At 44.7% G+C, this 25,159-nt stretch carries 26 protein-coding genes; 8 read left to right on the top strand and 18 right to left on the bottom strand.

From position 1 onward, the window contains the following. Window positions 1-93 precede the first annotated feature (93 nt). The 4 genes from LLF92_01300 to fliD all read left to right on the top strand — a co-directional run bounded on the left by LLF92_01300 (window position 94) and on the right by fliD (window position 4,057). Window positions 94-612 (top strand): tetratricopeptide repeat protein, encoded by a 519-nt coding sequence (locus tag LLF92_01300; protein ID MCE5339749.1) that lies wholly within the window; start codon window positions 94-96, stop codon window positions 610-612. Between the two features lie 25 nt (window positions 613-637). Continuing rightward, on the top strand, window positions 638-1,249 hold the full coding sequence (locus tag LLF92_01295; GenBank protein ID MCE5339748.1) for a tetratricopeptide repeat protein: 612 nt from the start codon (window positions 638-640) through the stop codon (window positions 1,247-1,249). Next, the gene (locus LLF92_01290; GenBank protein MCE5339747.1) at window positions 1,246-1,557 is read left to right on the top strand and encodes a hypothetical protein; all 312 of its coding nucleotides are present in this window, start codon (window positions 1,246-1,248) and stop codon (window positions 1,555-1,557) included. Before LLF92_01295 ends, LLF92_01290 begins: the two co-directional genes overlap by 4 nt. Before the next feature lie 121 nt (window positions 1,558-1,678). Next, window positions 1,679-4,057, top strand: a complete 2,379-nt coding sequence (gene fliD, locus LLF92_01285) for a flagellar filament capping protein FliD (protein MCE5339746.1) — start codon at window positions 1,679-1,681, stop codon at window positions 4,055-4,057. A gap of 12 nt (window positions 4,058-4,069) precedes the next feature. Here fliD and flhB read toward each other — a convergent pair whose 3' ends face one another. From flhB to flgB, 17 genes are all read right to left on the bottom strand, one after another. Further along, entirely contained in the window at window positions 4,070-5,140 is a 1,071-nt protein-coding gene (gene flhB, locus LLF92_01280) for a flagellar biosynthesis protein FlhB (GenBank protein ID MCE5339745.1), read from the bottom strand. A gap of 26 nt (window positions 5,141-5,166) precedes the next feature. Continuing rightward, window positions 5,167-5,910: a flagellar biosynthetic protein FliR gene (gene fliR / locus LLF92_01275; GenBank protein MCE5339744.1), complete on the bottom strand. Its 744-nt coding sequence runs from the start codon at window positions 5,908-5,910 to the stop codon at window positions 5,167-5,169. 12 nt (window positions 5,911-5,922) lie between these two features. After that, complete coding sequence (locus tag LLF92_01270; protein MCE5339743.1) at window positions 5,923-6,192, bottom strand: flagellar biosynthetic protein FliQ; 270 nt, start codon at window positions 6,190-6,192, stop codon at window positions 5,923-5,925. A gap of 20 nt (window positions 6,193-6,212) precedes the next feature. Then, on the bottom strand, window positions 6,213-7,013 hold the full coding sequence (fliP, locus tag LLF92_01265; GenBank protein MCE5339742.1) for a flagellar type III secretion system pore protein FliP: 801 nt from the start codon (window positions 7,011-7,013) through the stop codon (window positions 6,213-6,215). Then, complete coding sequence (locus LLF92_01260) at window positions 7,014-7,487, bottom strand: flagellar biosynthetic protein FliO (protein MCE5339741.1); 474 nt, start codon at window positions 7,485-7,487, stop codon at window positions 7,014-7,016. A gap of 136 nt (window positions 7,488-7,623) precedes the next feature. Beyond that, entirely contained in the window at window positions 7,624-8,379 is a 756-nt protein-coding gene (locus LLF92_01255) for an OmpA family protein (GenBank protein ID MCE5339740.1), read from the bottom strand. Beyond that, complete coding sequence (locus LLF92_01250; GenBank protein MCE5339739.1) at window positions 8,376-9,035, bottom strand: hypothetical protein; 660 nt, start codon at window positions 9,033-9,035, stop codon at window positions 8,376-8,378. The genes LLF92_01255 and LLF92_01250 overlap by 4 nt, the downstream gene beginning before the upstream one ends. Further along, window positions 9,035-9,805 (bottom strand): MotA/TolQ/ExbB proton channel family protein, encoded by a 771-nt coding sequence (locus LLF92_01245; protein MCE5339738.1) that lies wholly within the window; start codon window positions 9,803-9,805, stop codon window positions 9,035-9,037. Before LLF92_01245 ends, LLF92_01250 begins: the two co-directional genes overlap by 1 nt. Before the next feature lies 1 nt (window position 9,806). Beyond that, entirely contained in the window at window positions 9,807-10,502 is a 696-nt protein-coding gene (locus LLF92_01240) for a hypothetical protein (protein ID MCE5339737.1), read from the bottom strand. Next, complete coding sequence (locus tag LLF92_01235; GenBank protein ID MCE5339736.1) at window positions 10,499-10,978, bottom strand: flagellar FliJ family protein; 480 nt, start codon at window positions 10,976-10,978, stop codon at window positions 10,499-10,501. Before LLF92_01235 ends, LLF92_01240 begins: the two co-directional genes overlap by 4 nt. Before the next feature lie 141 nt (window positions 10,979-11,119). Beyond that, the gene (locus LLF92_01230; GenBank protein MCE5339735.1) at window positions 11,120-12,535 is read right to left on the bottom strand and encodes a FliI/YscN family ATPase; all 1,416 of its coding nucleotides are present in this window, start codon (window positions 12,533-12,535) and stop codon (window positions 11,120-11,122) included. Window positions 12,536-12,537: 2 nt separating this feature from the next. Beyond that, entirely contained in the window at window positions 12,538-13,068 is a 531-nt protein-coding gene (locus tag LLF92_01225) for a hypothetical protein (protein ID MCE5339734.1), read from the bottom strand. Between the two features lie 4 nt (window positions 13,069-13,072). Next, window positions 13,073-14,113, bottom strand: coding sequence for a hypothetical protein (locus LLF92_01220; protein ID MCE5339733.1), 1,041 nt, complete (start codon window positions 14,111-14,113; stop codon window positions 13,073-13,075). Between the two features lie 50 nt (window positions 14,114-14,163). Further along, window positions 14,164-15,663 (bottom strand): flagellar M-ring protein FliF, encoded by a 1,500-nt coding sequence (fliF, locus tag LLF92_01215; protein MCE5339732.1) that lies wholly within the window; start codon window positions 15,661-15,663, stop codon window positions 14,164-14,166. Window positions 15,664-15,702: 39 nt separating this feature from the next. Continuing rightward, on the bottom strand, window positions 15,703-16,017 hold the full coding sequence (fliE, locus tag LLF92_01210) for a flagellar hook-basal body complex protein FliE (GenBank protein ID MCE5339731.1): 315 nt from the start codon (window positions 16,015-16,017) through the stop codon (window positions 15,703-15,705). 8 nt (window positions 16,018-16,025) lie between these two features. Then, a complete protein-coding gene (gene flgC, locus LLF92_01205; GenBank protein MCE5339730.1) occupies window positions 16,026-16,427 on the bottom strand; it encodes a flagellar basal body rod protein FlgC in 402 nt (133 codons plus the stop codon). Window positions 16,428-16,448: 21 nt separating this feature from the next. Then, a complete protein-coding gene (gene flgB, locus LLF92_01200) occupies window positions 16,449-16,811 on the bottom strand; it encodes a flagellar basal body rod protein FlgB (GenBank protein ID MCE5339729.1) in 363 nt (120 codons plus the stop codon). Between the two features lie 380 nt (window positions 16,812-17,191). On the opposite strand from flgB, the gene LLF92_01195 reads away from it, so the two are divergent. From LLF92_01195 to LLF92_01185, 3 genes are read left to right on the top strand one after another with little or no spacing between them, the layout of a single operon-like run. Beyond that, complete coding sequence (locus LLF92_01195) at window positions 17,192-18,838, top strand: flagellar hook-length control protein FliK (protein MCE5339728.1); 1,647 nt, start codon at window positions 17,192-17,194, stop codon at window positions 18,836-18,838. 26 nt (window positions 18,839-18,864) lie between these two features. Further along, entirely contained in the window at window positions 18,865-20,511 is a 1,647-nt protein-coding gene (locus tag LLF92_01190) for a glycosyltransferase family 4 protein (GenBank protein MCE5339727.1), read from the top strand. Then, window positions 20,508-21,299 (top strand): glycosyltransferase family 2 protein, encoded by a 792-nt coding sequence (locus LLF92_01185; GenBank protein MCE5339726.1) that lies wholly within the window; start codon window positions 20,508-20,510, stop codon window positions 21,297-21,299. The genes LLF92_01190 and LLF92_01185 overlap by 4 nt, the downstream gene beginning before the upstream one ends. A 97-nt stretch (window positions 21,300-21,396) precedes the next feature. On the opposite strand, the gene LLF92_01180 is transcribed toward LLF92_01185, so the two are convergent. Beyond that, window positions 21,397-22,992: a tetratricopeptide repeat protein gene (locus LLF92_01180; GenBank protein ID MCE5339725.1), complete on the bottom strand. Its 1,596-nt coding sequence runs from the start codon at window positions 22,990-22,992 to the stop codon at window positions 21,397-21,399. Window positions 22,993-23,127: 135 nt separating this feature from the next. Here LLF92_01180 and LLF92_01175 point away from each other — a divergent pair, with 135 nt between their 5' ends. Beyond that, window positions 23,128-25,107, top strand: coding sequence for a tetratricopeptide repeat protein (locus LLF92_01175; protein MCE5339724.1), 1,980 nt, complete (start codon window positions 23,128-23,130; stop codon window positions 25,105-25,107). Window positions 25,108-25,159: the final 52 nt, after the last annotated feature.

Raw genomic sequence — 25,159 nt, 5'->3', positions numbered from 1 at the left:
TAAAATTGTTCAGTTTTTTTACATAATTTTTTAAAAACCGCTAAATTTCTAATTGGCACGCATTTTGCGATTAGTGCCTTTAAAGGAATAATAATGACTGTAAAAACGAAAAATACAAAATTGCCGCTGAAAAAAAATAACGAGCCGGTCGCTTCGAAAAAATATCAGAAGGCGCTGGATTTGGCCGAGGCGGGAAAACATCAGGAAGCGCTCGAGTGCATCCAAAAATATCTGGCCGAGTCGCCGGACAACGCGGAAATTATAAACGATACCGGCGCAATACTGTATTGTCTGAACCGCTCTGATGAAGCAATTGAACATTTTCTAAAAGCAAATGAATTACAGCCTGACTCGGCGGAAATTATCTGGAATCTTTCAGAGGCATACCTTTCTGAAAGCAACGCAAAACAAGCCGCTGCGCTTTTCGATACTATGGAAAAACTCGGTATTTTAAACGCTGAAATACTCAACAGAACCGCTGAAATGTTTATAAACGCCGGCGAAATTTCAGATGCGCATCAATTGCTCAACAAGTCGCTTGAGATTTCGCCAAATCAGCCAGTGCTGCACCCAATGCTTGAAATTATCAGTAGAAAAATGGCAGAAAATTAGAACGACACAGACATCAGGGAACGCCATGGATAATAAAAACAAAGAAATGATCGAACAGGAGAGCACAAACTACGCGGAAATGCAAAAAACCGGCGACTATTATACCTCCATCGGCGATTACGACCTTGCACAAAAATGTTATGAAAAAGCGACTGCACTGAATCCAGACGAAGCGGCGCCTTATATCGGACTTGGAATAATCGATTATCAAAAAGATTTATTGGATAACGCCGAAATTGCGTTTCGAGTTGCCTGCCGACTGGACCCGCAATGCGGCCGCGCATACTGCGGCCTTGCTATGACGGCGCAAAAAAAGAGCAATTACGAAAGAGCATTTGAAATGTATCTCAAATGCCTTGAGCTGAATTCGGATAATCTCACCGCCCTGCTGGGTTTGTTTCAGACATCCTGCCAGATGGGCTCGTTCGCGAAAGTAATTCATTATCTTGAACTTTATCTCGATATGCATCCGAATGATTGTTCGGTTATGTTCGCGCTGGCGGCCCTTTATGTCAGAGAAGGAAATTTCGAGCAATCGAAAAAAATACTTCTCAATATCCTGCAGCTCGATTCCAAAAACCAGGACGCCGTCAATCTCCTCGAAGAGGTTGACCGTAATCTAATATCCGCACGATGAACGCTGATGAAAAAACATCTCCGCTGTACGAGCTTGGGTGCCTGCTTGAAAAACAAATCCAGGCAGCGATGAAAAGCGATTTTAAAACAGTCGAAAAACTCACCGAACAGACCGAAATCAAGATACAAAAACTACTGAAAAATAAATTACCTCCAAATCCTGATTTTGAAAAACAGCACAAATACGTGCTTGACCTATATAAAAAATTAGACTTGATTCTGGCTGGCGAAAAAGCCTGCCTGCTAAATCAGCAGAAAGCTGTTGATAACGTCCGAAAAACTCTAAGTGTATATCGCAAAAATGGTTAGATTAAATCTATATTTAAGTTTAGTGCCGAAGCGTTCGATAATTAAGGTAGCAATCCAGAGTCGAAATAAGAAGATTTTTTGGATACAGGATAGCTAACAGCAAAGAATAAAGGGCAAAACTATGTCAACGATTACATTGCCAGGCGTATTATCAGGTATTGATACAAGCAGTCTCATTACACAGTTGGTTAATGTCGAAAGTCAAAGGCTTGCAAGATACCAGACCAAACAGACCAGCTATGAAACGCAAAAGACTGCGCTGGAAAGTGTACGAAGTCTGGTTTCTGCTCTAAAATCCGCAACCGGCCAGTTATCAGATACAAGTACTTTAAATACTTATAATTCCAGCTCCAGCGATACTGATATACTTACAGCCTCCGCTTCTTCAAGCGCCACCCAAGGCTCTCACTCTGTAGAAGTAAGTCAGCTTGCGACGACCGAAACGTGGATACAGGACAATTCATCTTACAAATATACAACTGACTATGTAGGCGATGGAACATTTATTTATACATACAATCACCAGACCAGAAGCATAACTACAGTAGCAGGTGAAACAACACTTGAAGATTTGGTCAATCTGATTAACAACGACACTGGCAATCCCGGCGTAACCGCAAGCCTTCTTAATCACGGCGGAACATATCGTTTAATGCTAAGCGGTCAGGATGCCGGCGAAGACTATCAAATATCTGTTGACACCACATACACCGAAACATGGAAAGCCGCAACAAGCTTAACTAAAGATGGGAAAGACGCAGGCCTTACGACCAAAATTTCTGAACTTGCACAGTTCACCGAAAACGGCGGACTGCTGGAAGGCGAAAAAATTACTATCAGTGGTAAAAACCATTTCGGCACTACTCTTGCAGACAAGGAATTAACCGTAAATTCCCTGACTACCGTAGGTCAGCTCATTGATGCGATAAACGAGATGTATGACGGCGTGGCAACTGCCAGATTCGAAAATGGAAAAATTGTTCTGGCAGACAATATTTCCGGCGCAAGCTCGATGGAAGTAAGTATGTCATACAACCCCGGCACAGGAGATACAGCATTTACGCTGCCGACAATGGCAGTTTCGACAGAAGGCGGCGGAACGCCTAATGTACTCAACCTTGGAACTTTCACAAAGACACAGTCATCACAGAGTTCAAGAATAAAAGTTGACGGCTACCCTACTACTTCATCCGCTGAAATACAGAGACTGACTCTCGGCTCAACAGCAACCGGAGGCTCTTTCCGTCTTACATACAATGGTGTAATTACTGACCCTATCGCTTACGATGCAACAACTGAACAAATTCAGGCAGCTTTAACAGCCAAAGGGATAACAGGTATTACCGTTGGCGGCGACGATCTTACCGGCGGCACTGCCGGATATACTACTTTCACGTTCGAAGCTTCGGCTGGCGACACAAATATGCTTTCGATTGACTCAAGCCTTCTTACATTTTCCGGCAGCACTTCCGCACTTTTCACGGAGAGCACCAAAGGCAATAACGGCTATATCGAAAGAAGCACAAACAACATTACCGATGCACTGTCAGGCATAACTATAAGCCTCAAGGATGTTACCGAAGAAAATAAGCCTGTGAAAATCACTGTCAGCAGAAACACTTCATCAGTATCATCAAAAGTGCAGTCCGTAGTTACCGCTTATAACGCTCTGATGGAGGAGCTGGATAACCAAACAGAATACGACGCAGATACAAAGGCAATGGGCGTTTTAAGCAGCGATATGGCTGTGTCATACATTAAAACTCAAAGCAGAAATCCGTTTATGGGATTAGCGACTGGTTTTCTCGAATCATTTGACAGTTTCACCACAGCAGAAGATATCGGAATAACATTTGACGGCGAAGGCCAGATGGAATTTGACGCTTCCGTATTCAACACTGCTATAGGCGAAGATTTTACAGGTGTCTTGAATTTACTCGGCGCCAATAAAATCAGCAACAACGACACCGGCGTTATCGAATTTTACAACGCAAGCGAAAAATACACCACTGCCGGCAACTATGACATAGCGGTTGACTTAAACGGCAGCCACGAAATAACTGATGTAAGAATAAAACTCTCCACCGAAACAGAATGGCGGCACGCCACATGGAGCGGCAATCTCGTATCAGGCATTACGACATTCGATGACGATGGCAACCCGATAAGCCCGGAAAACTCGCTTCAGTTCACGGTTGACTTAACGCAGTCGGAAGGTACTTATACCTCATCCATTTCCGTAAAACAGGGTATTATGAGCAAACTCGACGAATACATCGAAGGAATACTCGAAACCGATGGCAGGCTCGACATCAGCGGAGATATATTAGATGACAAAATAACGGCCATCGAAACCAAGATTGAACAGGAAAATGACAGACTAACTGCGTATAAGGCAAGACTCGTCGATAAATTCGCGCGTCTCGAAAAAACATTGGCTTTGTTATCACAGCAAACCGCGTCAGTAAGCTCGCTTACTTCCTTATACGGCAGTTCTTAGTAATAGGAATCTTTAAGCACCTCTGCGACGGAGTCTGTAAATCATCGCCAGTATTTCCGCAACGGCGGCATATAATTTCTGCGGTATCGTATCGCCGGGCTTTTTCACACCATAATAAATCGCTCTTGCAATTTCCGGCCTTCTGATAATCGGCACACCATAAGCTCTGGCGATTTCCCTGATTTTCTCTGCCATAAGGTCTGCGCCTTTGGCGACCATAATCGGCGCATCCATCGTTTTAGGGTTGTACTTTAATGCCACAGCTACGTGAGTCGGGTTGACAAGTACGACATTGGCCGTTGCAACATCTTTGAGCATACGCTTTTTGGCCATTTCCATCTGGATTCTGCGGACGCGCGATTTTATTTCCGGCGAGCCTTCCATATCTTTTCTTTCCTGCTTGAGTTCCTGCTTGGTCATCATCAGGTCTCTGATGTATTTCCATTTCTGGAAAGCGACATCGGCCAGCGCTATAATCAGTATCGCGATGCAAATACGTGTCAGCATTCCCAATATTAAATTGCTGATTGCCACGATGATTCCACCTGTCCATGCCCATCGAATCAAGGCCAGCGATTCTATTTTGCCCTGAAGATATTTCCACACTATAACTGAAATGAATATCAGTTTTGCGATTGAGATGGCAAGTTTAACAAGTGCTTTGAGATTGAACAGGCGTTTGAATCCGTTTACGGGATTTATCTGGTCGAACTTTGGAACCAAAGCTTTTGACGAAAAATGTATTCCGCTCACGACCAGGCAGGAAAGTATTCCCCCGACAACCAGAGCCGCGAAAACAGGCATCAAAATTGTTATTGCACTTGTAATTTCCGCTTTGAAGAATTTTATAAATGTTTCGCTGTCTGTGAAAATATTATTTTGAGCAGACATTCCTATTTTCATCTGCTGAACAAACCACCGCAGCATATCCGGCGCAAATACGAACAGTACCATAACAAGAGCTAAAATCGCGACGACATTCGGCAGTTCCTCACTCTGCGCAACCTGTCCCTGCTCATGTGCTTTTTGGAGCTTTCGGTACGTCGGTTTCTCTGTTTTGTCAGATGCTGAACTGTCCGCCAAGTTACACCTTTAAAATTTTTACATAACTACAATGGCAAAAGTTTGCCCATCCAGTCGGCAAACTCGCTTACGAATTGATTTATAAAAGGCAAAAATGTGCCGAGCATCAACAGGCCGAGCCCTACGCGCAGCGGCATACTGATAAATAAAATATCCATATCAGGCATCAAACGTGAAAAGACCGCAAGAACTATCAGCAGCAGTAAAAACGCCGCAAGCATCGGAGCCGCCAGCCGCAGACTTGCCGTCAACATTACCGAACCCGCCTTGACGACACCCTCGACCAGGTCGGGAATAGATACGAAAGTCCCGACAGGAAACGCCTGATAGCTTTTGGAAATTATCATAAGAAGCATGTGATGGCCGTTGGCGTTCAGGAACATCAATATAAACAGCATATCGATAACAAGACCGAGCGATTCGCCGCTTTCGCCGCTTATCGGGTCGAAAATTTCGCCCATCGTCAGCCCCATCTCGCGTTCGATGTGCTGGCCGGCGACTTTTACCGCTGAATATATCAAAACGCTTATCAGTCCCAGCGCAAAACCATAAATCGATTCGTTAATCAAAAGCAGAATCGCCTGGAGTTCGGTAACTCCGCCGAAATCCATCGGAGGCGGAGAAACCGAGGCAAAGAAAATCGATATTAGCACAACAATACATATTCGGATTCTGGCGGGAACTATTTCTGCGCTGAAAATCGGAGCTACTACAAAAAAAGCCGATACCCGTGTGAGCACCAGCATAAATCCGAGCAGTTTTGTTATCATCAGCTCCATTTGCTACCGCGCGATATTTTGTATATAGCCGAAAATTTCCATTGTGAACTTCAGAAGCAAATCGAGCATCCAGCTTCCGCACATCAGCGTTACGAAACCGACGGCCACAAGTTTCGGCGCAACCGTCAATGACATATCGCGTATCGATGTAACGGCCTGAAACAGCGTAACAACAACGCCTACCACAATACACGTCAGCAAAATCGGCGCAGCCACAAGCAATGAAATCTCAAGCGTATGCCTGCCAAGATAAATTACAAAACTGCTATCCATATATTCGTACCTGATTTATTTTAATTGAATCCCAAACCAAGACTTTTCGCCAGCAATCCCCAGCCGTCAACGAGAATGAACAATATCAGCTTAAACGGCATAGAAATCATCACCGGCGGAAGCATCATCATACCCGCACTCAACAAGACGCTCGAAATAACGAGGTCTATCACAAGAAACGGAATAAACAAAAGGCAGCCGATTTCGAAAGATATGCGAAACTCGCTGATGATGAACGCGGGAATCACCACGTGCAGACCAATCTGCATCGGGTCTTTTGGCGGCGCTATTTTCGACATCTGCACAAACAGAGCTAAATCGGTCGGCCGGCACTGACGAAGCATAAACTCTTTTATGCCATCGGCGGCTTTTGTGCAGGCGACTCCGAAATCAATCTGCTCGGCAAGGTACGGCTGAATGCTTGTCTGATTAATTTTTGTAAATGTCGGCGTCATCGTATAAAGCGTAAGAAACAGCGCAAGACCGATGATTGCGATGGTAGGCGGAATTGTCTGCGTGCCCAGCGCCTTGCGGACGAACGACAGCACGATAACAATTCGCGTAAAAGACGTCATCATCACCAAAAGACTCGGCAGAATCGCCAGTCCGCTGAAAATGATTGCAAGTTTTACAGGTGTTGACCAGTCTTTGCCGTTTTGCTCTTCTGGATTTTGCTGGGTGGATTTATCGATGACCGAGACCAAATCGTTAAGACTCGGCAGCGCATTTGTTGGAGCAGCGGCATCCTCTGCAAATGCGAAAGAGCCGGCCGAAAGAACAATGAAAAGCAAAATAATTTTTTGAACAGCTTTCATCGTCATTTATTCCTCAAGTTCCATCATCTGCTCTGAAACATCGGCGAGGTTGGTGATATTTTCATTTGTACTGCCGATAAGAAGCGTCTTGCTGCCGATTTTTACCAGGTGCAGCGACTTGCGTTGTCCAAGATGAACGGTTTCTGTCATTTGTATTTTTTTGCCGGGCAGATTAATTTTCGGCAGCAGTTTTTTGGAGATATAAAGCACCGCTGCGCCGAGAAAGACCATCAGCAGAACCATGAAAATCATTTTGTAGAACAGGCCTTTGATGCCGACATCACTGTTTGAACCAACGGTCAGAGCGGGCTTAACACTTTCGTTCTTAACACCGCTGTCATCTGTCAGCAAATTCAAGAGTGAATTGCTGTCGGCATCAGCGCAGACCGTACGTTTTTCCGCGGAGGAAACCATTTTTGTCGCGCATAACATTAGAATCAGCGTCAGCGACAATATGACCATTTTTTTAGAAGACTTCATACCATGCACAGAGCAAATCACGTGCCGAATGGTAGAAACAGCATTTTTAGGCAAAAAACCGCCCTTTTCATTAAAAAATGAGGTGTAATTTGAATAGGATGTCGAAAAACTTGACGCGGCATCCCGATTGGTATTATTACTCGTGCTCTTTCAAAATTGCGATTGATATCTGCGAATCTTTTGAAATTACACCTTCACGTGTAACCCACGCTCCGCCGGAACCGGCGCCCCACGAATAAACAGAAAAGCGGGACACCACTTTGGTTTTTATGTAATCCGACACCTCCTGCGCCCGCATTGTCGAAATTATCCACTGCTTGGTTTCGTCTGATTCCTCCGGCGCAAGACCGACTACGTATATTGTCTTTATACTGGCCGATGCACCGGACAGATTATTAATAAATCCGTTCAAAATCTGTTGTGAAGTACTATTCAAAACAGTTTGTCCTTCGCTGAATGTTATCGGCAAAACAGTGAACTCCGGCCTTGAGCCCTGGATTTGAGATTTCATCGTCTTGGCGTTTTCGGTAAGTTTCTGATACATCTGCCGGATTTTCTCTTCACGGTAATCGATTATCCTCGTTGTATCCACTTTCGGTTCAGGCCCTTTGACGTTATAATGGCTTTTTTCAGCGCCGAAATCCATATTTTCCTGTTCAGAGCCGAACCAGTTTGGCACTCCATAACTTGATATCGACGTACGGAACCCCTCCATCGTTTTTTCAAAAACGCCGGAACCTTCTTCGCATATTTTACCCTGACGAGCGCTATGCGACATCGTCAAAAGCATAACAAAGAACGCCATCAGCAGCGAAATCATATCCGCAAATGAAATAATCCACAGCGGCGCCTGTTCGCCTTTTTCTTCCGGAGGTGGTCCTTTGCCTTTCATTTGGCAACGCCCTCATCAAGCAGAACAATTTCGAGCATTCTTTCTTTTTGAAAATTTTCAGGCGGAGATATACCCACAGCGGCAATATTGCAATTGTCCTCCGATACGCCTTTCCCAACTAAAAATTTCAGTGCCGCCATAGATCTTTTTACGCCGTAAGCAGTATTTCTATTTTCAGTGCCGCTTTCGCTAATGATAATTCTGTTCGGCACTTCCTGCACAAACATTGCCAAAGTATTCAAAAATTCCCTGCCTTGCGGAGATAAAGTAGAGCCGTTGGCAATAAAAACTAATCTGGAGGCGATGAGAAATACCTTACGATTTCTGAAATCCTGCGAATCTCTGTGTTTGAATCCACCGCCGGGCTGCTTTTCGAGAGTAGGCTTTTCACTGCCGCTTTGAGCCTGCGAGTTGGATTTTGAAACTTTTACTACTGCAGTTTTAGGTAATCGCTGGAGTGCACCATAATTCGGAAGCAGAGCGGCCCGGCCTACCCCCTGAATTACCATTGTCTCTTCCGGCCCGAAAGAAGCAAACGTAGTAAGCATCACAAAGAAAGCCATCAAAAGCGACGCCATATCGGAGAATGTAACCATCCATAGCGGCGCGCTCTCGCCACTCTCTTCTTCCTCTTGTTTTTTCTCGTGCCCGGCCATTAGGATTTAACCTTTAAGTTTTCACGCCGGCCGGCGGAAACAAACACGTGTATTTTTTCACGAACTGCCGTCGGGTTTTCGCCCTTGGCTATCGCACAGACGCCTTCGATAATCATTTCCTTGATAATTGTCTCGGCTTTGGAATACTGTCCTAATTTTCCGGCCAGCGGAAGACACAGCATATTAGCTGTAAAAGCACCATAAAACGTGCAAACCAAAGCAACCGCCATACCGCGTCCTACCTCTTCAGGGCTTTCCATTTTGCTCAACATCGATATCAAACCAATCAGCGTACCAACCATCGCAAACGACGGACACGAAGCGCCCATAAACTCAAGGATTTTTTTGCCCATCGCGTGGCGTTCCTGCTGATACTGAACTTCCATAGACATAATTTCGTGAATGGCCTCGGCGTTCTGGCCGTCCACAAGCATTTGCAGGCCGCGAGCGAAAAACGGATCGTTCAATTTTCGTATTTCCTGCTCCAGTGCCAGCGTTCCGTCACGTCTGTTAATAGTCGCAAAGTCCACCATCTTTTGTATTATCATTGCCTGTGAGGGCAGTTTCGTAACAAATGTTTTTTTAATGATGGAAAAAATACCCAAAAGCTGCGGCAGCGAAAAATGAATCATCGTTGCGCAGGTACAGCCGCCGCCTACGATAGCCAGCGCAGGAATATTAAAGAATATAGCCAGATTTCCTTCAAATAGAATTGTGCCGATAACAGTAACAAAACCAAAAATAATTCCGCATATTGTTGCAATATCCATTTTACTGATCCTTTACACTTATCTTTTTTAATCGCTGGCAGAAATTGGCGGAAATCGCAGGCTCTGATTCCGCTATCGCTGCCAAAACTTTCGCTTTGGTACGTTCCGACATATAATATAGTATCTTAATAGCATCGTCGGCACTGCTGCCCCTATTGGATTGGTTCATACTCGACAAAATCTTACCTGCCTGCGCCGCGTCCATCTTGTCGTAAGTCGCGGCAATAGATTTCAGATTAGTCTCTTCGGTAAGAGTTATCTGAACCATTGTTTTTTCCAGTTTGTCCTGCTCGGTCTTTATGCTCGACAAAGTCGAAGTAAGTTCGATTCTAAGATTATCGAGTTCATTGACATCACTTTTAAGCGTATCCCTGGCCGCCTGCAGATTCTTTTCGCGTAATTCAAGTTCCTTTAATTTGGTATCGTATTCGCTGATTTTTTCACGGACTTCATAAATGAGATCTTTAAGCTGCTTTTCCGCGATTGATACATTCTTATCGCCGGCAGTCTCCGTGACCCCTGGAATACGAACGGACGGATCTTCAAGTTTCATCGTCTCGACATTAGCGTCCGCTGCCGGATGCGATGCGGTCTGGACAACAGGCGAAGCTTTTTTCGTCTTTAACCCGAGAAAAAATGTTCCGCCGAAACTTATTAATCCTGCCACTGCTATTATTATTAACAGCTTTTTATTCACAGACTCATCTCCTTATTCTGCCATTTATCCGCTTCCATAATCTTGCGGGAGTATCTGATGGTCGTAAGCTCATCAGCGTCTTTCTGTTCAACTTTTTCCTGTTCTTTTATAAACTGCATTTTCGTTTCTTCACGAAGCCGTTCAAGGCTTTTTCTGAACTGCTTTATTCTCATAACTTCACTGATTTTTTCTTTTTGCTGCTTTTCAATCTCGGCCACCTGTTTTCCGAGCTTTTTGATAAGCTCATCGTTGACAGCCGCGAATTTCAGGAACAATTCCTGTTTGTCTAACCGCTTCTTCGGCGATTCCTTCGACAAATCGTTTATCGTATCTGCCAATATCGTTTTCTGCATAACCAGCTCGCTTTGAGCCTGCGTCAGCTTTTGGGTTATTTCAAACAGTTCGGCTCTTTTAACCTGTTCTTCCTTAATTTTTATGTCAAGTACCCGCTGCATTCGCCAGACAAAACGTTTCATATATCAACCAGACCTAATTTAACACTCCCGATAATCCGCGGAAAAAAATCGCATCTCGTAAAACGTATCTCGTATTTCACTTCACGCTTCACGAACAGCGAGATACACAACTTTAGCGAAAGTTTTTTACCCTTAAGGGTACTATTTCTTTCCTGCAACATTTACATTCAGCATCTCGTCCCAAACTCCCGCGATGGAAACAAGTTGGCCGACCGTATCGTCAAAACCAGTTCGCTCCCGAACGCCCTGAACAAGAAAACCTTTCAGCTTGTCTATCAGCGCGATTGCTCCGTCAATCCTGCGGTTGCTGCCCGCTGAAAACGCGCCGATATTGATTAAATCTTCGGCGTCAATATAAGTAGCATATATTTCCCTCATCTTTTGAGCCGCGATTTTGTGTTCTTTACTTGCAACGGTTGACATAAGTCTGCTTACGCTTCCTAATATATCAACAGCAGGGAAATGACTTCTGTCGGCCAGTTTGCGCGACAATACGATATGGCCGTCGAGCAAACTTCGTGCGCTGTCTGCGACCGGGTCGGACAAATCATCGTTCTCAACAAGAACAGTAAGAATACCCGTAATGCTTCCGATATCAGAGTTGCCTAACCGCTCAACAATTCTCGGCATCAACGCAAAAACGCTCGGGCAATACCCTTTTGCGGCAGGCGGCTCACCCGCTGCAAGCCCTATCTCTCGCTGCGCCTGCGCAAAACGTGTAAACGAATCCATCATAAACAACACGTTTCGGCCTTTGTCTCTGAAATATTCCGCGATAGTAACAGCGACAAACGCGGCCTTAACTCTTTGAATAGGCGGCGAATCGGACGCTGCGATTATAACAACGCTGCGTGCCAGACCTTCCGGGCCTAAATTTTCTTCGAGAAATTCGCGAACCTCACGGCCGCGTTCGCCAATCAGTGCAACAACGTTCACATCTGCGTCGCTCGAATTTGCGATATCGCCCAGCAGTACGCTTTTGCCTACGCCGCTGCCGGCAAAAATACCAACACGCTGCCCTCTGCCGATTGTCAGCATTCCATCAATGGAACGAATACCAAGCGAAAGAGGCTGCGTAATTTTTTTTCTGCTCAACGCCGGCGGACTGCTTGCGTCCAAAGCCTGTTTATCCTCGCCGTCCAGCGGGCCTTTGCCGTCGATTGGTTCGCCCAAACCATTTAATACACGCCCGAGAATATTTTCACCCAGCGTAATAAACCGCGGCGACGTTCGGCTTGTTACCGTATCACCCGGCGAAATACCTTCAATATGCTCAAGCGGCAGCAGAACAAGACGGTCATTGTGAAAGCCGACAACTTCTGCAAGAACACTTTTGCCATCGCGAAGATTGATTCCGCAAAGCTCGCCGATACCGACTTTCGGGCCGCTGGACTCCACCGTAAGGCCGGAAACGCGAATCACACAGCCCTGACAGTTCAGCAGATTAACGCCGCGAAGAGCCGAGCGAAATTTATCGAAATCGATTAAATCGCTTCCAAACTCTGCCGAAGCATTGTTTTTAATATTCAGTGTTTTATTAATTTTCCCGACTGTCATAATTAACCTGCTCTTGTAAGCGCCCTTTCAATCTGTTCGAGATGTTCGTCGATTAAGGATTTAATAATTCCCTTGGGACTTTCGAGAACACATTCTGCCTGTCCTATATTATTGTCCGGCACAAACGCAACATCGGCGAACGCTTCTGTCCCGATTTGCTGAATAGCGGCCAAATCTTTCGGATTCAGATGCACAACCAACTCGTGCTGCGACGGCGCGTTTTGAAGTATTTCCTTTATTACGTTTTCGATTTCATAATCGCCGTCTTTCACTGCCTGCATCAAAACCTTACGCGCGATTTCTACCGACAGCCTGGCGATTTCTTCATTTCTTTGAGCGAATATTGTTTCGTAATTTTCTTTGAAATTATCGGATATTGCCTGAACCGTCCGGCAAGCCTGCTGATAAAGAATTTTCTGCTTTTTTAAATCTTCCATCAGTGTAATCTGTTCGGCGTTAAGCGCAGCGGCTGAAGCATCGCAAACCCTTATGGATTTGACAGGCCTGGCAAGTTTTAGCAATACAGTCGCCATCGTGTTATTCTGCCTCTTCTATAAAATTCAGCGTGCCTTTTTTGTTCATATCCCGCCACACGTCCACGAGTTCCTCTCTTGCTTTGATGATTTCCTCTTTCTTGGGAGGTGTCATAAGAGAAGCCTCTTCATCGATTGACGCCGCAGCACGTTCGGAAATATTAGCTTTAATCTTTTTGATGTGCTGTTCTTCAGCTTTACTTAACGCAATCGCTAATTTACTCGGCTCTACACCTTTCAAAGCCTCCTGCATCGACCTGTCGGTTATTATCATCATATCTCCCCAGACAACCATCAGTTCGTTGACTTTTTCAGCGGCTTCGGGGTCTTTTTCCTGAAGAGCCGCCATAAGGCCGTCGCGAATCTCTTTGGCGAGGTTTCGTATGACCATCGCTGTTTTTCTTAAAGGATGTTCGGCCTCTCCCTCTTCTTCGCCTTCCTCTGCACCTGTCCCTGCTGCTGCCGATGGCGCTCCCGGCGCTGCGGCACGAGTTTCAAGTTTCTTACTTATTATTTCAGCGATTCTTTTTTTGGCCTCGGCGTTTACAAGTACCGCGCCGCTCATTCCGCTTATAGCTCCAAGTCTGATTTTCTCGTCTATTAATGCCAGCACTTCAGAACTCTTCTTCGCAGGCAGTTCGGAAAGAACAATCGCGACCGCCTGCGGATGTTCGACAGATAAAATATCGGCCAATTTACGTGACTTTGCCGCACGGATGGTCTTAAACGGGTCGCGTTTGTCAAGCAGTTCGTCTATCTGTTCCTGTATCTGTTTGGCTTTCTCCATGCCAACCGAGCTTGTTAGCAGAGTTCCGAGAAATTTTTTAAACGGCGAAGTTTGAACCGGTGCAATCGACTGACAGAATTGCGAAACAACCTCAACGCTTTGCTTGCTGTCGCGCATACCGGAAGCCTCGAGAAATGCCAGCTCAACGGCTAATTCCTGAACTGTTTCAGGCCTTACGCCTTTTAGTAGTTCAGCGGCCGTAGTCGGGTCGAGACTCATCAGCAACATCGCTGCTTTTTGTTTTCCTGTCAGTGCCATTTATTTATTTTGATCATACAAAAATTTTATTTCTGATATTTTATTTTTATTTAGTTCGCTTTTTCTTCAATCCAGCTTGAGAATAATTGTTTTGCCTGTTCAGGGTTGCTTCTTAAGCTATTTGCAATCTGCTTTCGCAGCATTGATGGGTCATTGATTTCAACCGAAGCCGGAAGCATACCTGCCGCCCCGCCGCCGGGAAGCTGCATTCCCGCAGGCATTTGAGCCACAGCGGCGACCGCAGCGCCGGCCTTTTTATTTGCTCCGCTGAACATCTTTAAGACCACCAGTGCACAAATCGCCATAATGCCAAGCGACGCCTGACCGGCTATCGCGACGAGGTCGAGTTTTTTCGGCTCTTCGACTGCCGCTATCACCGGCTTATAAAATCTGGCGTTTACAACTTTGATTGCTGAATCGTCTTTAATACCAATCGCGTTTTTAATAATCTCCATCACGCTGGCTTCGGGTATAATTAATTCTTTGTTATTTGGGTCAGACGGGTACAAATCCACGAACGCCGCGACAGAAATTGATTTTATCGTGCCGGGCAGTTCGTTTACCGTTTGAGTTTTTTCGCCGAAAAGTTTATTGGTAGTAATCGTGTTGTCGGTTTCCTTACCGCCCGCGGCAACCGGTGCGCCTTCAGCGCTTGCGGCAGCGGGAGCTGTTTTGGATTTTTCCGTAATCTCTTCTTTTACAGTCACGCCGGTCGCATCGTAGGATTTTGTTGTAAGACTTGTACTGTTCATATCCAAATCTACGCTGACTTTTACCGAAGCTCTGCCGTGTCCGAGAACTGTCGCAAGCATTTCTTCAACTTTGCCCGACAGACTCTGTTCGACTCTTTCCCTGTAATCGACAACTGTTCCAACGCCCGCGCTGATGGCACTGCCGGAGTCTGTTGACAGCAGTCTTCCCTGACTGTCAACGATTGTAATGCTTTCGGCTTTAAGTCCTTCGACGCTGCCGGCGACAAGGTGTGTTATCGCCGCGACATTTACGTTGCTCAATTTATAACCCGCTCTCAATCGCAGAACGACAGATGCGCTGGGCTGCATTGCCGATGCGTTGAATACGTTGTGTTCGGGCGTTACAATGTGCACTCTTACGTGAACAACGCCGTCAATCATTTGTATGCTTTTTGCAAGTTCATCCTGAAGGGCGCGGTTGAGATTTACATTCTGCACGAATGGGCTGATACCGATTTTCTCGTCATCGAATATTCCGTAACCTTTTTGACCGCCCTGCGGGAGACCGTCTTTTGCCATATCAAGGCGGAGCTGCGCGATGTTTGCTTTCGGTGCGTATATCGTTGTGCCGCCGTTTGCGAGGTTGTACGAGATGCCCTTCTCGGCAATCTTCTCAACGATTTTGGACGCTTCTTCTGCATCCAAACCTGAATATAACACGGTAAAATCAGGCGTGCGTGCCCAATGTGTCAAAACCACGCTGACGAGCACAAATGCGATAGCTATCGACAGGAGCAGTACTCTCTGCACGAAGCTTACATTCTGCCATATCACTCTTAACTTCTGGAAAAAGTCCATTTAAACCTTTCGTCAATGCAAGTCTTGAAATCTTCCCGACTATATTGGCATATTCATTGTTTGTTTGTAGGCCTCAATCAATTTGTTCCTGACGCCGACAAGAAGTTTGAAGCTCATATCCGCTTTTGCCACTTCGGTTACTACCATATTGATGTCCTCGTTTTTGCCGGTCAATAAATCCTGTATCGACACGTCGGAAGAATGCTGCGCGTCATCGACTTTGGATATATTTTTCTCGACGGCATTGATTGCGTCGGCAAAATCGGAATTTCCCTGCGGCTTGGCGCTTGCCTGACCGCCGGAACCCATTCCAACCGGCATTGAGGAACTTACGTTAGGATTAAAATTTATCATTTTTCACCTCATCTTAATAATTCAAGCGTTGTTTCGACCATCGCCTGATAACGTTTTAAAACAGCGGTATTGGCCTGATAAGCCCTTGCCGCGAGATTCAAATTCATCATTTCCTTCGGCAGGTCAACGTTCGGCATTTTTACATAGCCGCTTTCATCTGCGTTCGGATGTCCCGGCTTGAAAACGGTCGGAAACTCCGACATATCGCCGACAATATCTTCCATTGTTACGCCGTCCAGACCGTCGTTGTCCGTTTTGAGCATTGTTTCGAGCCTGCGATAAGGCTGACCGCTGCCGTCATCGGTAGATTGAGCGTTGGCGACGTTCGAGGAGAGCACTTCAATATTTTTGCCCTGCGCCCGCATACCGGAAATCGCTATATCTATCGGGCCTATTGAATTAACACTCATTTGTTTCGCCTTTCAGTCTAACTACGTTACATTCATTGCCTGGTCGATTTGCTGGTATTTTTTATCAAGCATCATCACGAGTGCCTTGTAACGAAGGCTGTTTTTTACCATCTGACCGACTTCCATTTCGAGATTCACATCGTTGCCGTTGGATTTCACCGGCGTTTCATTCGCCTGAAAAACCTCCGGCGAAACCTCGTTCAAATCGATATTTTCATCTTTTGATTCAAGGGCTTTCGCCAAAACATCCTGAAATTTGACATCTAATCTGCGATAGCCCGGCGTTTGAAGATTAGCGACATTGTTGGCAATAGTCTTCTGACGCAGGGCTTCAGCGTTAATGCCGGCCCCGATTACATCGAATATTTCATTTATTTTTGACATATACTATTCCATAAACAGACTATAAACAGACTATTTTAAGTTCAACGGAGCAATAATTGTGCCAAGTAGCAAAAAGATGGTTTGCTCATCGCAAAAACCGCCTTTTTACACCAAAAACCCACTTCCCTTATTCACCCCACCCCCCCAGGATGTCTTAACACTGTCCGAATCTTATACACTCATTTTTTGTGTCTGTTTGCGGTGCGAACCGGAAGATTTTTCCTATCCATAGCGACATCTTTGCCGTTTAACACCTGATATCTAATTTTTTAAAATTTATATATATTTTTCTACAAATATAAGTCGTTATTATTCAACACCTTACAATACAATGTTATTAAAAGACAATTCTGGCACATTAATTGCTAAATATCGGGTGTATGACTATATCTTTAGCTAACAATTTGTTCGCGAACACCGGCACAGCGGCCAAGCAGTCTGCAGCTTCCAAAAAAACGCAAACCGCCGGCCAGGCCGAAGACAAATCATCACCTTTCGCATCTGAACTGGACGGCAGCACTCAAGCTTTGGCACAGAAAAAATCGGTCGATGAATCGGCTAATGATTTCAGTGCAACCTTGGCGAAGAAAACAGAGCCGAAAAAAACATCCAAAAAAAATGACGCGGATGATAATCAGCAGGAAAAAGACGAGAATACAGAAAACACAGAAAATTCTGCTGTACCACAGGAATTGCTGGCCATTCCCGTTGCCCAAAATATCAATATCGATACCAACACAGATGTAGTTCCGGAAGAACAACTCGCAACGACAGACGATTCTGTCCGAATAACAGCCGATATTGTTCAAACCCCGGCCGTTTCCCAAACAGTTTCAAAAACGAACATTCAGGAAATTGCTGCTCCGACTGATGAGCAAACGCAAGCAACTGAACAGTCGATTAGCGAAATAATTTCAGACAATCTGCAAACAGCGGTAACTGATGAAACCGCAGTCTGCGAAAGCGAAAATAAAAACGAAATAGAACTAACATCAACCGCAGTTGAAAATCTGACCGATATTTCCGACCAAACTCAAACTGAAGAAAGCGAAGACACAAAACCACAGCTTACCATCGAAGAACTGGCAGGCAGTCAGGATTTGACAAATGTGGAAATGCCGGAACTTGAAATTCCGGTTGTTGCAGCTACCGTTCAAAATCAGCAGGCTTTCAGCGGTGAAATAGATTCAAAGGACGATAGTGATAGCGATATTAATATTGATGTCGAATCAGATACTACACTGAAGGACATTTTAAGCGAGATTCAAAACACGATTCCGGACAGTGCGAAAAACAATAATACGAATTCCATATCTTCCGATTCAGTCAGCGATGACAAATTCAGCCCAGACGATTTCTCTGTAAAATCCGTCGAGCCGGATAAAAACTCCTCGCAGCAGTCGCCGGATATACAGGACAGCACTATTGAGGCCAAGACATCGGATTCAAACAACAGCGACTCAATACTGACAAGCCTGCAATCTTTGGTTACAGATGATTCACAAATTTTCAAAACATCTTCGGTCGCTGAAAACACTCACAAACTAAACAACGCCGATTCGACGACAAGCGTTGCCGGCCAGATTCAGTACAATATCCAATCTTCATTAAGCGCGGATAACAGGGAAATTGTTATTCAGCTCAATCCTCCGGAGCTTGGCAAAGTCGAGATAAAATTTACAGAAGACAGCACAGGTCTTACCGGCGTACTTTCAGTCGATAAACCGCACACAAGATATGAAATTCAGCAATCGCTTCCTGAAATAATTCAGAATCTCAAGGATGGCGGAGTTGACATAAAGAAAATAGAAGTTGTTTTGGCTAACCAGCAGGAGCATCAGGATATGAAAGATCATTCATCAGCGGGACAAAACAACTGGTCTTGGCAGCAAAATTCATCCAACCAGCAAAACAACACCGGCGGGAACATCTACAGTCGGTGGGGGTCCAAAGGCACAGAAAGTTATAACCCGTATTCCACACCGGATATGCACTATAGTGAAGATTCGGTAAATATGCTGGTATAGCGTTGAAAAAGGATTATAATACGGCAATGAAAGTTTTTGGTACAGTTCAGCCGTTTATAGAAACGTCAGAGTCTTCTTTCAAAATCGGCAGGCTCGTGGCGAATTATGAATTCTTTAATGCCCTGTTCAAATTTTCCGACTTTAACGAATATCACATCTTTTGCCCTACGTACGCTAATTGCCGATTGACGCAGGATAGAATTTTTAAAGATGAATACATAAGTCAGAATAACAAAGACAGAATCAAAATTTACCATATCTCATCGTTAAAAAATTCATTAGAGAAAAAAAAATACGATGTTTTTCATCTTGGCGGCTGGGGCTTTTTTTATCCCGGCTTTGCTCACATCCGCAACCTTTACGCTAAAAGTCTCTTCCCCATAACAGGCGTTACGCACTCATTAAACGCAAAAGAAGCAACGTATCACGCGCTCAAAGTCTGCGCTGCACCTGTGATGCCGTTCGATTCGATTGTCTGCACAAGTAACTGCGGCAAAAAAGTTATGCAGAAATTGTTTATGGCTGCGGAAAATAATTTCGAACAAAAAAATGTGAAATACAACGGCAGGCTGGATATTATTCCTCTTGGCATTGACGATAAATTCAGAGACATCCCAAAACGCAGCGAAAGCAGAAAACTGCTCGGCATTGACGAAGACGCGTTCGCGATTCTCATTCTCGGCAGAATCGAAACCGACAACAAAATGGACATAATTCCGTTTTTGAATACTGTCAGACGACTCATAAAAAAGAACGCGGACAAAAAAATTAATCTTATGATTGCCGGCGGATGCGACAAACAGGCACAGCAATTCCTTAATAGTCTTTTAGCCGAATACGAGCTTGAGGCCAATACGAAATTGTTTCTTAATTTTGAGAACAATTTAAAAACTCATCTTTACAGAGCGGCTAATGTTTATGCTTCTCCGGTCGATAATTTCCAGGAGACTTTCGGCATTTCCGTAGTCGAGGCGATGGCTCACGAATGTGCCGTCGTCGTTTCAGATTTCGATGGCTATTCGGAAATAGTTGACCAGAACCTGACAGGCATAAAAATCCCGACGTATTGGGCAAACATAACAGGCCATCTCCACGGCGTTTCAGAAATTATGAATTTCGCCACGCTGCAACTGATGCTTAGCCAGTCTGTCGCCGTTGACCAGGAAAAAATATTCGAGACGCTGCAGAACCTGCTCGACAATCCTGAAAAATGTGATGCGATGGGCAAAAGAGCAAGGGCAAAGGCGCTGCGGCAATATTTATGGCCGCACGTTATCCGCCAATACTGCTGTTTATGGGATGAGTTGTCCAAGGAAGCAAAAAGTTATAAAGGCGAAATTGACAAGAGAGAAAATCCGTTTGAACTTGATTACTGGAAGGTATTTTCGCATTATCCGTCAGAGATGGTTTCGGAAGACTGTAAAATTTCCATAAGTATATACGGCCGTGAAATACTTATTTCAGGCAAACCACCTCTTGCGTATTCTGACGTCAGTGCAAGCGTTATTATTCCAAATCTTGTTATAACAGCCCTTAAGATAATTTACAGCCGGACTATAGCCGTTTCGCAATTTATTAAAGTTTTAAAAGAAAACGCTGATATCTCTGATGCGATTGCGATGTATTATATTTTGTGGATGCTCAAGTACAACCTCATTAAAATATCTGAATGACAAAAGCAGTTTCAATAATTATTCCGACTCACAACCGGCCGGACACTCTGGCACGGGCGTTAAATAGTATCGCCACACAGACGTACAAAGATTTGGAAGTTATTGTGGTCAACGATGGGGGCTGTGAAGTTCGACACATAATCGACACCGCGTCAAAAAAACTTGAGATAAAATACGTTTGTCAAAACAGCAAGGGTCCCGCTGCTGCCCGCAATACCGCTATTTCCTGCACAGAGGGAAAATACATTACATACCTTGATGATGATGATATAATTTATCCCGAACACATTGAGACGCTGACAAATTTTCTGCAAACATCCGAATACAAAGTCGCATATACCGACTCATATCGCATCCTGCAGGAAAAGCAAGGCGACAAATACATTACTATCTCCAAAGAAATTTTTCAATCGCAGGATTTCAATCGTGATTATTTTCTGGTCGCAAGCTACATCGCCATTCAGTCTATAATGCACGAAAAGGCATGTTTCGACAAAACCGGTTATTTCGACGAATCGCTGGCGACGCACGAAGACCACGACTTGTGGATTCGCCTTTCACATTGGTTTGATTTCGCGCACATCGCGAAAATAACATCGGAGTTCCACGAAAAAATCGATGACATTTCTCAAACCGGCTCGAACAAGCAAAGAAGATTAATAAATCTTGAAATACTTTACAAACGATACAATGAATGGTCGTCGCCGAAAATTCAGTATCTGCAAAAAAGAGTGCTGCAAAGAATGTATGGAAATTACGGCATCGAACTCCCACAACATTTAAGATAATATCAAAAAGCAAAAATCAAAATTGCGGAATCCCGATAAATCGGAATGGATTTTTATTTAAACAGTCCGGCCGAGGCCGTTCAATAATTTTGATATTTTATTTTTGATTTTTGTTTTTCAACTCTGTTGCGACTTTCGCAATCACCGGCCGCCAATCGCCCCGCTTATGCTGCCTGAACAATTTCATCGACGGATACCAACAAGTCGTTTCGCCTTGTAACCCCCATCTCCAGTCCGGCACTGTCGCAAGCATTGTCCAGACTCGCGTCCCCATAACACCGGCGAAATGCACCGTCGAATTATCAACTGAAATTACAATATCCATCGCCGCGGTCTGTGCGCAAAAACCTTCGAGGTCTGTCAATGGATTTACGTTTTCATCTTTTATTATTTCAATTCCGAATTTCTGATTTGCCTGCTGAATTTGTTTTTGACACTGACCATATTGCAGACTAACAAATTTCACGCCTGCGATTTTAAAAATCGGCTCCCACAATTCCAAATCGATTGAGCGTTTTGCACCTTCCTGACTGTTGCCGCTCCGCCAACTGATACCTGCAAGCAAAATATCTTTGCCGGCCTTATATTTGTCGCGTAATTGTTTGCGCAAATTTTCGTCCGGCAGAATATGCGGCTGTAAATTCACCGGCCAACCTAAAACCTGCGGCAGTGAACAGACCGGTATCTGATGTGTAATCGAATCGTCGTCAAGCTCTTTAGCGGGCACATCACTTCGCGCAAAGACAGCAACATTCGGCAAACTTCTTTGCAGTATAGACACAAGCCGCTTATCGCATTCTACGATTACATTTATTCCTTTTGCTGTTATAAGCGGGATGAATGAAGAGAACTGCACTTCGTCGCCGATGCCCTGCTCACCCCAGACAAGCAGTTTTCCAACGCCTTCAACAGAACCATCCCATCGCTTCTGCATAAACGGCCGATGCGGAGTAGAAAATCCGCTGTTCATCCACCGCCATTCATATTCTTTCCAGCCCTGCTCAAATTGTCCGAGCAGCAGCATTACAAGCGCACGATTATGATGCGGCTGCGCAAGCTGCGGCTCAATTTCAATCGCCTTTCCAAACGCCGCCAGCGCCTCGTCGAACTGCTCAAGCTCCATTACAGCCGTGCCGAGATTATTATAAAACTCCGCGAATTTCGGCATTAGCTTAATCGCTTTGCGAAGATATTCGGCCGCCTGTTCGCATTTTCCCTGTGCAAGAAAAGTCATACCGAGATTTGCTATCACCTCTGCGTAGTTCGGGTCGATTTGGAGAGTTTTATCAAACGCAATTTCTGCCTGTGCAAAATTTCCGAGCTTTTTTGAAACCAGCCCTAGGTTGTTGTATGCCTGTTTGAAATCGGTCTGCAAAGACACTGCTTTTTCGAAAGCCGCTTCGGCCTTTTCAAGATTTCCAAGCTTCATCAGCGCAAAGCCGAGATTGTTATAAACTTTCGGCAAATCAGGCCGCAGTTCGATTACCTTTTCGAGCAATTCCGCCGATTCAGCGTATTTGGCCTCTTTGCCGTAAATTACTCCGAGTAATTGCAGTGCGTCGATTTGCGCGGGAGTCTTTTCAAGAATGCCCCGACAAATTTCCCCCGCCTGCCGAATGTTTCCGTCCTTGAATAACGCAAACGCACGGTCAAGCTCTTTGTCATCGCCGATATTGTTACCATTTACAGACAAGTATTGCCCCGTCAAATTCCGATTATTCTTTAATTGTATAATCTTTTTATTGCCTCTCAATGTTTAATTTGTAAAAAACTTGAATTTTCAAGTTTATCTTTATACCATTGTACTCAAAATATCAAAGGATTGAATATGCCAAATAATACTGCCAAAACACCAAAAGCCGGCCCGCCGCAATTTCTGCTCGACGCCATTTCAGCCATAAACAAAGGCTGCCACGACCAGGCAATTGAAATATTCAAGAAAAATATCGAACACAACCGCTTCGTAGCATACTGCGGCATAGGCGATGTATATCGCGCCAAATGCGAATACGAAGAAGCTCTCAAATGGCTGCAAAAAGCGTATGACTACAATCCTGACGCTCCAAATATAATTGACAGTATGGCCAAAGTGCTGAAAAAACTCAACCGGACAGATGAAGCGGCGACGATTATGTGCAAAGCTCTCAAACGCCAAAAAGACGCGGCCGGCATTCGCGCGGTATTAGATACTATGCGTAAACAGGGACATAGCGAAAAGGCCGCTGAAGTTCTGGAGGAATTAATAAAAGAAAATCCGACAAAACTGGATTACGTATTTGAACTCGGCGTATTTTTTGAAGGTATAAGAGAATTTGAAAAGGCCGAAAAAAATTATGAAAAAATCGTAAAGATTATACCTCACGTTCATACTTACGACAGGCTCGGCTGGATTTGCGTAAAAACCGATCGTATGTCGCAGGCTGCTTCGCATTTTCGCAAGGGTCTGCAGATAGAGCCAAATAACGAAAAGCTCAAGAGCGGTCTTGCTACGGCTCTGATGAAATCCGGCGAAATTCAGGAAGGCTCACAGCTTTTGCAGGCTGCCATCAACAAGGCTCAAATTGACGACAAGACACATTCGACATATCTTTACCATCTGCATCTGCTGCCGGATGCGGAATTACAGACTATTTCAGATGCGCACAAGCAATGGGGTGCGAAACATACGCCGCCGTCTATGGCCAATATGAACCACACAAACGATCCAGACCCGAATCGCAAACTCCGTATTGGTTACCTTTCACCTGATTTTAAAAGGCATCCGGTTGGCGCGATATTTGAAGTGCTTATCAATGCACACAACCGCGATATTATGCAGATATTCGGCTATGGAAACGTGGAACAGCCGGACGATTTGACTGTAAAATTGAGGGAAAAGTTTGATTGTTATAGAGATGTTTTTAAAGTTAATGACGATTCGCTTGCCCGGCTTATTAGAGATGACAAAATTGACATTTTGGTTGATCTTGCCGGCCACACCGCCGGCCATAGGCTGATTATGATGGCACGCAAACCAGCTCCTGTTCAGGTTACATATCTCGGTTATTTCGACACAACAGGAATGTCGCAGATGGATTATATTATTACCGATGAACTGCTAAATCCGCCGGAAACGCAGAAATATTACACTGAAAAATTCGCTTATCTGCCGGGCGGTGTCTGTTTTTATACCCACCGCACAGAATATGAAATCCTGCCGCCGCCGAGCGTTAAAAACGGTTATATTACATTTGGAGTGTTTTCCAATAATATGAGATTTAATGACCTGTTGTTTAAAACGTGGGCACAAATTGTAAAATCAGTTCCGAACTCAAAACTTTTTATCGGTTTTACCGCCGGCGATGACAAAGCCATCCAGGAATCTTATTTTAAAAAATTTGAAGATTTCGGTGTTTCTCGCCAACGTATCAGGTTTAGCGGGCGAAAATTGTACAATGAGTACATTAAACAATACAGCGATGTTGACATTACATTCGATACTTTCCCCGAAAACGGCGGCACAACCACCGGTGATGCCATGTGGATGGGTTGTCCTGTCATTTCAAAGTACGGTTCGCATATGAACGGAAGGGTCGGCCTGACAATATTGAACAGACTCGATATGGGCGAATATGCCGTGCCGACAAGAGAGGAATACATCGCTAAAGCCGTTGAACTTGCCCAAAATCCCGCAAAACTGGCAGAATTGCGAACTTCATTGCGACAAAAGATGAAAAACAGTCCGCTTTTTGATGCCAAACGTATGGCACAGGAAGTCGAAGCCGCTTACAGACAAATGTGGAAAAATTGGTGCGACGCACGAATTTAAGATTGAAAAATGTCGCAGACCCCCGAGTTATTAAGGATTTTTGTTCCTTGAA

It is taken from the genome of Planctomycetaceae bacterium, from assembly GCA_021371795.1.
Lineage (GTDB): Bacteria > Planctomycetota > Phycisphaerae > Sedimentisphaerales > UBA12454 > UBA12454.
The sequence above is the reverse complement of the archived record's forward strand: the minus strand, read 5'-3'. Positions and strand labels throughout refer to the sequence as shown.

What these genes read in the sequence shown, in the direction of transcription:
- LLF92_01300 (MCE5339749.1), top strand. Translation starts at nt 94, where the DNA reads ATGACTGTAAAAACGAAAAATACAAAATTGCCGCTGAAAAAAAATAAC.
- LLF92_01295 (MCE5339748.1), top strand. Translation starts at nt 638, where the DNA reads ATGGATAATAAAAACAAAGAAATGATCGAACAGGAGAGCACAAACTAC.
- LLF92_01290 (MCE5339747.1), top strand. Translation starts at nt 1,246, where the DNA reads ATGAACGCTGATGAAAAAACATCTCCGCTGTACGAGCTTGGGTGCCTG.
- fliD (MCE5339746.1), top strand. Translation starts at nt 1,679, where the DNA reads ATGTCAACGATTACATTGCCAGGCGTATTATCAGGTATTGATACAAGC.
- fliR (MCE5339744.1), bottom strand. Translation starts at nt 5,910, where the DNA reads ATGATAACAAAACTGCTCGGATTTATGCTGGTGCTCACACGGGTATCG.
- LLF92_01270 (MCE5339743.1), bottom strand. Translation starts at nt 6,192, where the DNA reads ATGGATAGCAGTTTTGTAATTTATCTTGGCAGGCATACGCTTGAGATT.
- fliP (MCE5339742.1), bottom strand. Translation starts at nt 7,013, where the DNA reads ATGACGATGAAAGCTGTTCAAAAAATTATTTTGCTTTTCATTGTTCTT.
- LLF92_01260 (MCE5339741.1), bottom strand. Translation starts at nt 7,487, where the DNA reads ATGAAGTCTTCTAAAAAAATGGTCATATTGTCGCTGACGCTGATTCTA.
- LLF92_01255 (MCE5339740.1), bottom strand. Translation starts at nt 8,379, where the DNA reads ATGAAAGGCAAAGGACCACCTCCGGAAGAAAAAGGCGAACAGGCGCCG.
- LLF92_01250 (MCE5339739.1), bottom strand. Translation starts at nt 9,035, where the DNA reads ATGGCCGGGCACGAGAAAAAACAAGAGGAAGAAGAGAGTGGCGAGAGC.
- LLF92_01245 (MCE5339738.1), bottom strand. Translation starts at nt 9,805, where the DNA reads ATGGATATTGCAACAATATGCGGAATTATTTTTGGTTTTGTTACTGTT.
- LLF92_01235 (MCE5339736.1), bottom strand. Translation starts at nt 10,978, where the DNA reads ATGAAACGTTTTGTCTGGCGAATGCAGCGGGTACTTGACATAAAAATT.
- LLF92_01230 (MCE5339735.1), bottom strand. Translation starts at nt 12,535, where the DNA reads ATGACAGTCGGGAAAATTAATAAAACACTGAATATTAAAAACAATGCT.
- LLF92_01225 (MCE5339734.1), bottom strand. Translation starts at nt 13,068, where the DNA reads ATGGCGACTGTATTGCTAAAACTTGCCAGGCCTGTCAAATCCATAAGG.
- LLF92_01220 (MCE5339733.1), bottom strand. Translation starts at nt 14,113, where the DNA reads ATGGCACTGACAGGAAAACAAAAAGCAGCGATGTTGCTGATGAGTCTC.
- fliF (MCE5339732.1), bottom strand. Translation starts at nt 15,663, where the DNA reads ATGGACTTTTTCCAGAAGTTAAGAGTGATATGGCAGAATGTAAGCTTC.
- fliE (MCE5339731.1), bottom strand. Translation starts at nt 16,017, where the DNA reads ATGATAAATTTTAATCCTAACGTAAGTTCCTCAATGCCGGTTGGAATG.
- flgC (MCE5339730.1), bottom strand. Translation starts at nt 16,427, where the DNA reads ATGAGTGTTAATTCAATAGGCCCGATAGATATAGCGATTTCCGGTATG.
- flgB (MCE5339729.1), bottom strand. Translation starts at nt 16,811, where the DNA reads ATGTCAAAAATAAATGAAATATTCGATGTAATCGGGGCCGGCATTAAC.
- LLF92_01195 (MCE5339728.1), top strand. Translation starts at nt 17,192, where the DNA reads ATGACTATATCTTTAGCTAACAATTTGTTCGCGAACACCGGCACAGCG.
- LLF92_01190 (MCE5339727.1), top strand. Translation starts at nt 18,865, where the DNA reads ATGAAAGTTTTTGGTACAGTTCAGCCGTTTATAGAAACGTCAGAGTCT.
- LLF92_01185 (MCE5339726.1), top strand. Translation starts at nt 20,508, where the DNA reads ATGACAAAAGCAGTTTCAATAATTATTCCGACTCACAACCGGCCGGAC.
- LLF92_01175 (MCE5339724.1), top strand. Translation starts at nt 23,128, where the DNA reads ATGCCAAATAATACTGCCAAAACACCAAAAGCCGGCCCGCCGCAATTT.